The sequence below is a fragment of the Dokdonia sp. Dokd-P16 genome, from assembly GCF_003095655.1.
Classification (GTDB): domain Bacteria; phylum Bacteroidota; class Bacteroidia; order Flavobacteriales; family Flavobacteriaceae; genus Dokdonia.
Genome location: NZ_CP029151.1, coordinates 3299480 through 3311805, shown reverse-complemented (window position 1 = coordinate 3311805; position 12326 = coordinate 3299480). Strand labels below are relative to the sequence as shown.

At 38.5% G+C, this 12326-nt stretch carries 13 protein-coding genes; 12 read left to right on the top strand and 1 reads right to left on the bottom strand.

What is annotated here, in order from left to right; genetic code table 11:
• The first annotated feature begins 33 nt into the window (after positions 1 to 33).
• The 11 genes from DCS32_RS14720 to DCS32_RS14670 all read left to right on the top strand — a co-directional run bounded on the left by DCS32_RS14720 (position 34) and on the right by DCS32_RS14670 (position 9482).
• A complete protein-coding gene (locus DCS32_RS14720) occupies positions 34 to 2037 on the top strand; it encodes a thiamine pyrophosphate-dependent enzyme (RefSeq protein WP_108878969.1) in 2004 nt (667 codons plus the stop codon).
• Between the two features lie 220 nt (positions 2038 to 2257).
• Positions 2258 to 2419 (top strand): DUF1328 domain-containing protein, encoded by a 162-nt coding sequence (locus tag DCS32_RS14715; protein ID WP_108878968.1) that lies wholly within the window; start codon positions 2258 to 2260, stop codon positions 2417 to 2419.
• Between the two features lie 74 nt (positions 2420 to 2493).
• Positions 2494 to 2979 (top strand): lipocalin family protein, encoded by a 486-nt coding sequence (locus DCS32_RS14710; RefSeq protein ID WP_108878967.1) that lies wholly within the window; start codon positions 2494 to 2496, stop codon positions 2977 to 2979.
• A 35-nt stretch (positions 2980 to 3014) separates the two neighbouring features.
• Positions 3015 to 3725: an OmpA family protein gene (locus DCS32_RS14705; RefSeq protein WP_108878966.1), complete on the top strand. Its 711-nt coding sequence runs from the start codon at positions 3015 to 3017 to the stop codon at positions 3723 to 3725.
• Positions 3726 to 3810: 85 nt separating this feature from the next.
• On the top strand, positions 3811 to 4929 hold the full coding sequence (locus DCS32_RS14700) for an NAD(P)/FAD-dependent oxidoreductase (RefSeq protein ID WP_108878965.1): 1119 nt from the start codon (positions 3811 to 3813) through the stop codon (positions 4927 to 4929).
• On the top strand, positions 4929 to 5636 hold the full coding sequence (locus DCS32_RS14695) for a methyltransferase domain-containing protein (RefSeq protein WP_108878964.1): 708 nt from the start codon (positions 4929 to 4931) through the stop codon (positions 5634 to 5636). The genes DCS32_RS14700 and DCS32_RS14695 overlap by 1 nt, the downstream gene beginning before the upstream one ends.
• Entirely contained in the window at positions 5633 to 6685 is a 1053-nt protein-coding gene (locus tag DCS32_RS14690; protein WP_108878963.1) for a type III polyketide synthase, read from the top strand. Before DCS32_RS14695 ends, DCS32_RS14690 begins: the two co-directional genes overlap by 4 nt.
• A 3-nt stretch (positions 6686 to 6688) precedes the next feature.
• Positions 6689 to 7477 (top strand): SDR family oxidoreductase, encoded by a 789-nt coding sequence (locus DCS32_RS14685; RefSeq protein ID WP_108878962.1) that lies wholly within the window; start codon positions 6689 to 6691, stop codon positions 7475 to 7477.
• Positions 7474 to 7908, top strand: coding sequence for a 3-hydroxyacyl-ACP dehydratase FabZ family protein (locus DCS32_RS14680; RefSeq protein ID WP_108878961.1), 435 nt, complete (start codon positions 7474 to 7476; stop codon positions 7906 to 7908). The genes DCS32_RS14685 and DCS32_RS14680 overlap by 4 nt, the downstream gene beginning before the upstream one ends.
• Positions 7908 to 9179, top strand: coding sequence for a beta-ketoacyl-[acyl-carrier-protein] synthase family protein (locus tag DCS32_RS14675; protein WP_108878960.1), 1272 nt, complete (start codon positions 7908 to 7910; stop codon positions 9177 to 9179). Before DCS32_RS14680 ends, DCS32_RS14675 begins: the two co-directional genes overlap by 1 nt.
• A 54-nt stretch (positions 9180 to 9233) precedes the next feature.
• Complete coding sequence (locus tag DCS32_RS14670; RefSeq protein ID WP_108878959.1) at positions 9234 to 9482, top strand: phosphopantetheine-binding protein; 249 nt, start codon at positions 9234 to 9236, stop codon at positions 9480 to 9482.
• Position 9483: 1 nt separating this feature from the next.
• Here the strand turns inward: DCS32_RS14670 and DCS32_RS14665 are convergent, their stop codons facing one another.
• Positions 9484 to 10242: a hypothetical protein gene (locus DCS32_RS14665; protein ID WP_162533670.1), complete on the bottom strand. Its 759-nt coding sequence runs from the start codon at positions 10240 to 10242 to the stop codon at positions 9484 to 9486.
• A gap of 203 nt (positions 10243 to 10445) precedes the next feature.
• Between DCS32_RS14665 and DCS32_RS14660 the strand changes: the two genes are divergently transcribed.
• Complete coding sequence (locus DCS32_RS14660; protein WP_108878957.1) at positions 10446 to 12305, top strand: DNA topoisomerase IV subunit B; 1860 nt, start codon at positions 10446 to 10448, stop codon at positions 12303 to 12305.
• The last annotated feature ends 21 nt before the right edge of the window (positions 12306 to 12326 follow it).

The window sequence follows — 12326 nt, the reverse complement described above, 5'->3', positions numbered from 1 at the left end:
TTCGCTACATTTGAGGTAATAGATAACAACCTAATGGCGACTACAACAAAATCTAGCATAACCTTTATTTACAATAGAGCATCTTTAGATAACGATACCTTACTTAGACTATACAGAGCAATGCTTAAACCTCGATTAATAGAGGAGCGCATGCTTATTTTACTAAGACAAGGAAAGGTGTCAAAATGGTTTTCTGGAATAGGCCAAGAAGCAATCTCCGTAGGAGTTACTGCTGCGATGAAGCCAGAAGAGTACATATTACCTATGCACCGTAACCTCGGTGTTTTTACTACTCGTGAGATTCCTTTATATAGATTATTTACACAGTGGCAAGGGAAAATGAGCGGCTTTACAAAGGGACGCGATCGTAGTTTTCACTTTGGGACACAAGAATTTAATATTGTAGGTATGATATCTCACTTAGGTCCGCAACTAGGTGTGGCAGATGGTATTGCACTTGCACATAAATTACGTAGTGAGAAGGCTGTAACCACAGTATTTACTGGGGAAGGTGGAACAAGTGAAGGAGATTTTCACGAAGCGCTAAACGTCGCTTCTGTGTGGCAGTTACCTGTGCTATTCTGCATAGAGAATAACGGATACGGACTATCGACACCTACTAGTGAGCAATATAATTGTGAGCATCTTGCAGATAGAGCAAAAGGTTATGGGATGGAATCTCACATCATTGATGGGAATAATATTCTAGAGGTCTACACTAAGATTTCAGAAATTACTGAAGATATTCGTAACAATCCGCGTCCTGTTTTAATAGAGTTTAAAACATTTAGAATGCGTGGTCACGAGGAAGCAAGTGGTACCAAGTATGTTCCTGAGGAATTAATGGAAGTATGGGGAGAAAAAGACCCGCTACTTAATTTTGAAAAGTACTTAATTCAAGAAGGGATTCTCTCTCAAGAGACAAAAGATGCTTATGAAGTCTCTATTAAAGAGGAAATCACAGAACATCTAGATAAAGCATATGCAGAGGAGAATATAACTCCTAATCTAGAAACTGAGATGAATGATGTATATGCTCCGTTTAGCTTTCGCGAAAGCGTACCAAGCAAAGACACAGAAGAACTCCGCTTGATTGATGCAATTTCCCAAGGACTGAGACAGTCTATGGAGAAGTATGATGATCTTGTGATCATGGGGCAAGATGTAGCCGAATACGGAGGTGTATTTAAAATCACTGATGGTTTTGTGGAGCAGTTTGGTCGCGATCGTGTGCGTAACACACCTATTTGCGAGAGCGCCATTGTAGAGACAGCTATGGGTCTTGCAATCAATGGTAAAAAAGCACTGATGGAAATGCAATTCTCAGATTTTGCAACTTCTGGGTTTAATCCTATTGTAAACTACCTCGCAAAATCACACTATCGTTGGTCTCAACCCGCAGATGTGGTGATACGTATGCCTTGTGGTGCTGGTGTGGGGGCAGGTCCTTTTCACTCGCAAACAAATGAAGCGTGGTTTACCCATACACCAGGTTTAAAAGTGGTGTATCCAGCGTTTCCAGCAGATGCAAAAGGATTGCTAGCGACTGCAATAGAAGACCCTAATCCAGTACTGTTTTTTGAGCATAAAAAATTATATCGCAGCATCCGTCAAGAGGTGCCAACTAACTACTACACATTACCTCTAGGTAGAGCTTCATTAGTAAGAGAAGGCGAGCAAGTAACTATTATAACCTATGGCGCAGGCGTGCACTGGGCAATTGAGTTGCTTGATAGTATTAATGTCTCTGCAGATTTACTAGACTTGCGTACGTTACAGCCGTTAGATAAAGAAGCAATAATTACCTCTGTACGTAAAACGGGAAGAGTGTTACTACTTACAGAAGACAGCGCCTTTGGATCTGTAATGTCTGATATTTCGGCAATGATTATGGAAGAATGTTTTGAAAGCCTAGATGCTCCTGTAAGACGTGTTGCGAGTTTAGATACTCCTATACCTTTTGATGCAGAACTTGAGAAACAGTATTTACCTGTAGAGCGATTAGCTAGCACACTTCAAGAGTTACTAGATTACTAAGACAAGTATAAAAAAATTAAAAGCCCCTAACTACATCATGTAGTTAGGGGCTTTGTTTTATACGATGGTTTAAGATGTTAATATTTTAAGCAAAAACCAATGTTTGCAATTATTATTGGCGTATCGTTAACAGATCCTAGTTAAAAGCTGCTAAAGCATAAAAATAAAGCGGCATATACAGATACTTTTACATCATACTAATCAATAAAAACAATATATTATGTTACGCTGGACAGTTATTTTTATCATCATTGCAATCATCGCAGCAGTATTTGGATTTGGAGGAATCGCAGAAGGTGCAGAAAGCATTGCAAAAATATTATTCTTCATCTTTATTGTACTCTTCTTACTTTCTTTAGTAAGTAGATTATTTAAAAGATAAGACTATCTAAACATACTTAAAACGCAGCCTTTCACTTATGAAAGGTTGCTTTTTTTAATTTAACCCTAACTATTATGAAATATATAAAATCAGTAATACTCGTTCTTTTAGTTGCTACTATAGCAAGCTGTGGACCATCTCAAGTGGTAAAGCAATCTAAAAAAACACTCAAAGGAACTTGGACGCTTAACGAAGTAAGTTATGATCGTCAAGGAACTTTTAAAATCAACCTTTTCAATGACGCATCACAAGAATGTATGGAAGGAAGTACATGGCGTTTTATCCCAAATAATAACTTTGGAAACTACGAACTTTCTGGAGTAGGCTGTGATATAGAGAAGCGTTACTTCGTATGGAGTATTCCAGATAATGAAGGGGATGATATGAATTATAATATTCTTGTAAAACCAACAGATGCCAAAATGAAGTCTGAAACTAATGCTGGTTTTAGAGTTGCACTTTCTTACCTTTCTGAAGATCAATTACAAATGTCACAGACAGTAAGCGTAGAAGGAAAGCCATTTAATATCACAATGAATTTTACAAAAATAGCAGAGTAGTCTGTAGTCAACAATCAACTTAAAGAATTAAGATTATGAAAAATATAGTAAGAAATATCACAGTAATAGCATTAGGAGCAGCAATGCTTACAGGTTTCACAAGTTGTGAGGCTACAAAAAATGCAAACAACAAACAGAAAGGAGCTGTTATAGGAGCTACAGGTGGAGCAATCCTTGGAGCTATCATTGGGAACAATGCTGGTAAAGGTGGAAATGGAGAACTAGGAGCCGTTATAGGTGGTGTAGTAGGTGGTGGAGCAGGTGTTCTAATTGGTAACAAGATGGATAAGCAAGCACAACAAATCGAGCAAGAACTTCCAGGAGCTACTGTAGAGCGTATAGATGATGGCATTGTAGTGACATTTGATGAAACCTCTGGTGTTTACTTTGATACTGCAAAGTACAACGTTAATACAGCAAGCCAAACGTTACTAAATAAACTTTCTAATATTATGAAAGAATATAATCAAACTAATGTTGTAGTTGCTGGACATACTGATAGTGTAGGGTCGGATACAAATAACATGACCTTATCACAAAATAGAGCTAACGCAGTTACTAATTATATGGTGGGTACTGGATTATCTGCAGGAAGATTTACAACGGTATGGTACGGTGAAGCGCAGCCAGCTGCAAGTAATGATACTGCAGAGGGACGTGCTCAAAACAGACGTGTTCAACTTGCTATTGTTCCTAACGAAGAGATGAAGCAGGATGCAATGAAAGAAGCAAACGGAGGGAACTAAATCCTTCTGTTAAACAGAAATCACAAAATCCTCAAAACTTATGTTTTGGGGATTTTTTATGCAATCTAATCTGTAAATTCACATAGTGGAACAAGATTGTGATATCATAATAATAGGTGGGGGTCTTGCAGGACTCACAGCCGCTGTACACTTGCTGCAAGCTGACTTCTCTGTGGTTCTTATTGAGAAAAATACATACCCTAAGCATAAGGTATGTGGAGAGTACGTTTCTAATGAAGTATTGCCATATCTTGATGCGTTAGGTATATATCCCATAACTAATGGCGCTAAGAAAATAAACCGTTTTCAATTTTCTGGACTCTCTGGAAATGCACTTGAGATTGCACTTCCCTTAGGAGGTTTTGGGATTAGCAGGTATGCTTTAGATCTAGCGCTATATGAACGAGCTTTAAGTTTAGGGTTGGTATTTGAGCAGGCAACAGTGATAAATGTTACTTTCGGGAGAGAGGAATTTGAGGTCACTACAAAAGATAAAAGCTTTCGGGCGCCTTATGCTCTTGGAGCTTTTGGTAAGAGAAGCGGATTAGATATTACGCTTTCGCGAAAATTTATAAGTACAAAATCCCCTTGGATGGGTGTAAAAGCACATTATGCTGGACAATTTCCAGAAGATCTAGTAGCATTGCACAATTTTTCAGGAGGTTACTGCGGATTATCAAAAGTGGAAACAGACGCAATAAATGTTTGTTATCTAGCAGATGTAAATTCGTTCAAAAAGCATAAAGACTTAGACACATATCGAGTTGAGGTGTTAGAGCAAAATCGTTATTTAAAAGAATTTTTCGCGCAAGCGGAACCTATTTTTGAAAAACCACTCACCATTAGTCAGATCTCATTTCAAGATAAATCTGCTGTGGAAAATCACATACTTATGATAGGTGATAGTGCAGGACTTATACATCCTTTATGCGGTAACGGTATGGCAATGGCAATACATAGCGCAAAGATTGCTAGTGAGTGTCTTATTGATCATAGAGGAAATCTAAATAAACGAGAACAGCTAGAGAAAGAATACACAAAACAATGGAAACGCAACTTTGCCAAGAGAATGCGCAACGGGGCGCTTATACAGCGTGGGTTGCATAATACAACGATAACTAGATTAGGAGTAGGGATACTTCAAAAGTCGCCAAAATTATTAAGTAGCGTGATACAGTCTACACACGGAAATCTTATAACATAATGAATTTTAAAAATCGTAGCACCACTCCTGAGTTAATGGATGACCCCAGTCTTCCGGAGGCAGACTTACATCTAGCATTAAAGGACCTCGCTACGGTAAATAAATACCTAGGAGGTAATCACATTACGATTACCGCGCTAGAAGAATTAATAAGTGCACACCCCGAGAAAAGGAAATGGAAGATAGTAGATGTGGGTTGTAGCGATGGAGAGGTATTGAGACACATAGCTAAGCACTTTCAAAAAAGCACTATTGATATTTCGTTTTTTGGGGTTGATATCAATGATAAAAGTATTGATAGCGCCCGAGAGAAATCTAAGGACTATGATAACTTAACCTTTAGCCGCCAGAATATATTAACGATAGATGAAACTACGTTTGAATGTGATGTGATTATATGTACCTTAACAATGCACCATTTTTCTGATGAACAACTATTGGTGTTTATGGAGAAATTTAAAAAGTTGGCAAGTATTGGTATCATAGTTAACGATTTACAGCGAAGTAAGATAGCGTACCGTTTATTTCAGCTTTTTAGCGGTATATTTATGAAAAGTAAGATTGCTAAATACGACGGAAGAGTGAGCATTGCCCGTTCTTTTAGAAGAAAAGAATTAGAAACCTATTCAAAACAACTTGCACTAGACGACTATTCCATACAATGGAAATGGGCGTTTAGATATTTGTGGGTGATAAAAACTATATGAGCGTAACCATTACGACGGTAGCAAAACAGTTACCACAATATTCACGTACTACAGCAGAGATAATGCCTTTTCTAGACCTATGGCTAGATGGGCAAGAAGATCGTTTTAAACGTAAGGTTAAGAAGATTTTTGGTAATGCTGCTGTAGACAAGCGCTATAGCATTATGGCGCCAGAAGAGGTGTTTACAGCCACAAGTTTTCAAGAAAAAAATGACATTTACACTCGTGAGGTTGTAAAACTAGGCGAGCAGGTGTTATCTAAAGCGCTTACTAAAGCCTCATGGGAAGGTACTAGCCTAGACTATATCATTACGGTAAGCTGTACAGGTATCATGATACCTTCGCTAGATGCATATCTAATTAACGCGCTCAAACTACGCCAAGATATTGTACGATTACCGGTAACGGAGATGGGTTGTGCTGCTGGAGTAAGTGGTGTGCTATATGCAAATGAATTTCTTAAAGCAAATCCTGGAAAACGAGCAGCAGTAATTGCGATAGAAAGTCCTACGGCTACCTTTCAACATGATGATTACTCGATGGTAAACGTGGTGAGTGCAGCTATCTTTGGAGATGGTGCGGCTTGCGTTCTCATGTCAAGTAAAGAAGAAGATAGCGGGCCGCAAATAGTGGATACAGAAATGTATCACTTTTATGATGCTCAAGAAATGATGGGCTTTAAGCTTGTAAATAGTGGTTTACAGATGATTCTAGATCAACAGGTGCCACAACAGATAGCAGATAAGTTTCCAGATATAATTCATCCTTTTTTAGAAAAGAATGGATATAGTATAGAAGATGTAAATCATCTTATATTTCATCCAGGAGGACGTAAAATTGTAGAAACGGTTGAGGATCTCTTTGGTAAGCTTGGAAAGAATATAGACGACACGAAGGAGATACTTAAATTATATGGAAATATGAGTAGTGCTACTGTGTTGTACGTTTTAGAACGTTTTCTTGATAGAGAATGTAAGGAAGGAGACTTAGGAATTATGTTGAGTTTTGGTCCAGGATTCTCGGCGCAACGTGTATTATTAAAATGGTAAGTGATGAGTCAATCTTATAAGAATAAATATGCAGTAATCTTAGGAGGTAGCTCAGGTCTTGGGCTAGCCACCGCAAAGAAACTAGCGCATGAGGGAATGAATATCATCATCATTCATAGATCTCGTCGTAGTGTGATAGCAGCTTTTGAAGACGCTATGCGTGAGATGGAAGTTTCTGGAGCGACCATTTTATCATATAATACAGATGCCCTTAATGCAGATAAGCGTCAAGCTACTATCACTGAAATAAAAGATACTGTGGGTGTAGGAGCCATAAAAGTAGTGGTGCATAGCATCGCCCGTGGTAATTTGAAGCCTTTATATTCAGAAGACGGCGCTACGCTTAGTAACGAGGATTTTAAAGGCACACTGGACGCTATGGCAGTGAGTTATTATGATTGGGTATCCGCTTTCGCGAAAGCGGAATTATTTACCCCATCTGCTAGAGCCATTGCATTTACAAGTGAAGGTAGCAGCAAAGCATGGCCACAATATGGCGCAGTTGCTGCGGCCAAAGCAGCTCTTGAAGCCATCTCGAGAGGGATTGCATTAGAGTTTGCACCACTAGGTCTTACGTCTAACTGTATTCAAGCAGGAGTGACAGATACAGAGAGCTTACGCCTCATACCTGGGAGTGAGCATATGAAAGAAATGGCACAACAACGTAATCCCTATAAGCGATTAACACTGCCTAAGGATGTAGGCAATGCTGTGTATTTATTAACACGTGATGAAGCATCCTGGATTAACGGGACAGTGATTCCTGTAGATGGAGGAGAGCATATACGATGAGTAGTGAAGAGATCATAGCGCTATTACCTTATACGGCACCTTTTCTATTTGTAGATCAGATAGAAGAGCTGGGTGACTCATATATTGTTGGTTCTTATACATTTTCTAGAGCATCTTATTTTTATGAAGGACACTTTAAGGGTAATCCTGTTACACCTGGCGTGATACTTACAGAATGCATGGCGCAAATAGGTTTAGTAAGTCTGGGTATTTCTAAGTTGGCAGGTCAAGATCTAGCTGCTTTAAAAGTAGCATTTACTAGCGCAGATGTTGAGTTTTTAAAACCTGTGATGCCTGGCGAGAAAGTGACCGTTGTATCAGAGGAGGCCTATTTTAGATTTAATAAATTAAAATGTAATGTGAAGCTTCTTAATGCGCAAGATGAGGTATGTGTAAAAGGAACACTTGCAGGAATTTTTAGTACTAAATAATGAAAAATAGAGTAGTTATAACTGGAATGGGCGTTTGTGCACCTAATGGAATAGGTCTCAAAGCATTTTCTGATGCCATATTCTCAGGTAAAAGTGGAATTAAATTTCACCAGAAACTAGCAGACCTCAACTTTGGGTGTCAGATTGCAGGGCAGCCAGAAATTCCAAAAGGAATGCTCGAAAACTATTTTACAGCTTTACAACTGCGAGATTTACAAAGTTCTGGAATTGAGTACGGAATGATAGCAGGAGTAGATGCGTGGACAGACGCTGGACTTGCACCTACGGATAAAGACACCGTTGATTATGATAGCGGAATCGTTTTTGGAGTTTCCTTACTAGGTGCCGAAAAATTTAGAAGTGCTATATACCTAACTGATGAAGGCAAAGTACGCCGCTTAGGAAGTACTTCTGTTGTGCAAACGATGGCAAGTGGTATTAGTGCATATTTAGGAGGGTATCTAGGTTGTGGAAACCAAGTAACTACTAATTCTAGTGCTTGCACTACAGGACTAGAAAGCGTACTTATGGGCTATGAGCGTGTGCGCAACGGTGATGCTGTGAGAATGCTTGTAGGCAGTTGCAATGATAGCGGTCCTTATATTTGGGGAGGTTTTGATGCGATGCGCGTACTCACAAAAAAATATAATGAAGATCCAGAAGCTGGGAGCAGACCTATGCAGGAAGATGCAAATGGTTTTGTGCCAGGTGCTGGAGCAGGAGCATTAGTGCTAGAAACTCTCGAAAGTGCACAACAACGAGGGGCAAAGATATATGCCGAAGTTTTAGGTGGTGCAGTAAATAGCGGAGGACAGCGTAATGGCGGTACTATGACTGCACCTAATAGTGAGGCTGTACAGCATTGTATAAAAACTGCCGTTAAAAATGCAGGAGTATCTGCGACGGAAATTGATACCATAAATGGGCATCTCACCTCTACAGGGATGTGTCCTACCGAGGTCGCAAATTGGAGTGAAGCCTTAGGATTAAAAGGAAAGGATTTTCCTTATATCAATTCTCTTAAAAGTATGACGGGACACTGTCTCGCGGCGGCTGGGAGTATTGAGACCGTAGCGACTATTTTAGAACTTGAAGAAGGTCGTATTTTTGGAAATATTAACTCGGCTCACATACATCCGGAAATATTAGCGCGCGTAGCTCAAGATAAAGTTCTCACACAAACCATTGATATGCCTGTAAACGTAGCGGCAAAAGCTAGTTTTGGTTTTGGCGATGTTAATTGCTGTATGCTTTTTAAGAAATTTGAATAACTAAATATTTAAAATAACACACTGTGGTAATTATCACAGCTTACACATAAGATTATGAATAACGAACACTACGAAGCATTAAAGAATATCATCAAAATTTACCTACCAGAAGATGTCTCTGTAGATGATATAAAACCTACAAGCCACTTAACTCAAGAACTCAACGTAAATTCTGCAAACCTTGTAGATGTCGTGCTTGACGTAGAAGATCATTTTGATATTACTATTGAAGATGATGAGATAGAAAAAATGGAAACGGTGCAGTCTGCTATCGAGATTATCGAGGCAAAAGTACAGTCTTAATTTACTTTATTTCATAGTTTGAGTAATCGTAATCTGCTCTTAAGTATTGTCTCACTTTGAAGGAATCTGTGCGGTAACTGTTACGCTTTCGCGAAAATTGAAATCCGTCCACCTCTGTCATTTCATCATTAATAACAAGGCTATAGTGATCTGGGGTTTGTACCCAGTAACCTAGCCATGCAAACGTTTTTGGCTCATAATAAAGGCTCCAGACATCTTCGCTACCTGTAAATGTAACGACCAGTTCATGTGATCTTACGCCTTCAAAATCTTGTAAGCCATTGTATGTTTTTGTCGAACTATCACTATCTAAAGTGTAGGGCAGTCCTAAAACGAAAGTAGCGGCATTTAGTTTATTCTGTAGTGAAACTTTTGTTGTAATAGTGTCTCTGATATTATTTATAGTCTGGTATATAGCTGTGTCCTTTTGTATAAGTTCATAATTTGTAGTATCTGATGACCAACTTACATTACGTTGTGTTCCATTACTAAAATCATATTGATGTAACTCAGTACGATCTATTTCTACAGTTCCATCTTCGTGGTATAGATGAAAAGCTTTTTCAAAGCGTATGTTTTCTATGTTGTTGTAACGCTTTTTTGTACCACTAGCGTTCATTACTTTTTCTAGTAAATCTTCGGCTGTACGAACTTCGGGAGATGTTGTTGTTTGGCTTTTATAAATCAGTAGTATAGCAATGGCGCCACCTACAAAGGCGATTAATAATAATCTTCGATTTAATCCATTTAATACTGCCATAAAATCTAACTTTGTAAGGATAGAAAGATACAAATCGCATGGTTTGTAAAGAAAAAGGAGAGAGAATAATTTAATCATATTTTCGCGAAAGCATAGAGAATTTGGTAATCAACAATGCTATTTTTAAAATTGTTAATTATTTCTTTATTTTGAGGTTCTTTAAGCCATTGCAAGTCCTTATATTAGCGACTCCACGACATTTTATGACTCAAGAAACACAATACAACGAAGATAATATCCGATCGCTCGATTGGAAGGAGCACATCCGCATGCGTCCAGGGATGTACATAGGTAAACTAGGTGATGGTTCTAGCGCAGATGACGGTATCTATATCCTTGTAAAAGAGGTGCTTGATAACTGTATCGATGAGTTTGTAATGGGAGCCGGGAAGACCATAGAGATTTCCATACAAGGAGAAAAAGTAATCGTACGTGATTACGGTCGTGGTATTCCGCTTGGAAAAGTAGTAGATGTTGTTTCAAAAATGAACACGGGAGGTAAGTATGATTCGCGTGCTTTTAAAAAATCTGTAGGTTTAAATGGAGTAGGTACTAAGGCGGTAAACGCATTATCCAGCTACTTTAGAGTAGAATCTACTAGAGATGCAAAATCTGCAAGTGCAGAGTTTGCTCGTGGCGAACTAACAAATCAAGATTTGCTAGATGAGACCTCTCGCAGACGCGGTACTAAAGTGTCTTTTGTTCCAGACGCAGAGATTTTTAAGAACTTTAAATTTCGCTCTGAGTACGTAGAACGTTTAATTAAGAACTACGTGTATCTTAATCCAGGATTAACGATTGTATTTAACGGGGAGAAATTTTTTTCTGAAAATGGACTGAAAGATTTACTTTCAGAAAGTATTGCAGAGGGAGATCGCTTATATGATATCATCCACTTAAAAGGAGAAGATATTGAAGTTGCAATTACACATAGTAAATCGCAATATTCTGAGGAGTATCATTCATTTGTAAATGGACAGAATACTACGCAGGGTGGAACGCACCAGGCAGCTTTTCGCGAAAGCATAGTAAAAACTATTCGTGAGTTTTATAATAAGAGTTATGAGGCATCAGATATTAGAAAATCTATTGTCTCTGCCATAAGTATCAAGGTGATGGAGCCTGTTTTTGAGTCGCAAACGAAGACCAAACTAGGATCTACAGATATGGGAGGTGAGTTACCTACCGTAAGAACGTATATTAATGATTTTCTTAAAACTGCACTTGATAACTTTTTACATAAAAATACTCCTGTAGCCGATGCACTGCAACGTAAAATATTACAAGCAGAACGTGAGCGAAAGGATCTTTCTGGAATACGTAAACTAGCAAAAGACAGGGCAAAAAAAGCAAACCTTCATAATAAGAAATTAAGAGATTGCCGTATCCACCTTACAGATAGTAAGAAAGAACGTAACCTCGAGACTACGTTGTTTATTACCGAGGGAGATTCAGCATCTGGATCAATTACAAAGTCACGTGATGTAAACACACAAGCTGTTTTTAGTCTTAAAGGAAAGCCTCTTAATAGCTACGGACTTTCAAAGAAAATCGTTTACGAAAACGAGGAGTTTAATCTCTTGCAAGCTGCACTTAATATAGAAGAATCTATAGAAGACTTACGTTATAACAACATTGTGATAGCAACAGATGCCGATGTTGACGGTATGCACATACGATTATTATTAATCACCTTCTTCTTGCAGTTCTTTCCAGAGCTTATAAAAGAAGGACATTTATACATATTAGAAACACCTCTTTTTAGAGTGCGTAATAAGAAAGAAACAGTGTACTGTTATAGTGATCAAGAAAAGGCAGATGCTATGGCGCGCCTAGGTGCAAAACCAGAAATTACTCGATTTAAGGGACTGGGTGAGATATCACCAGATGAGTTCCAGTTTTTTATAGGAGAAGATATAAGGCTAGCGCCAGTAATGCTAGATAAAGCTTTGATGATTGAAGAATTATTGTCTTTTTACATGGGTAAAAACACGCCAGATAGACAGAAGTTTATTATTGAGAATCTCAAGGTAGAACTAGACAGAGTAGTGGAGGAGGATTAGTAGTGCGCTTTCGCGAAATCG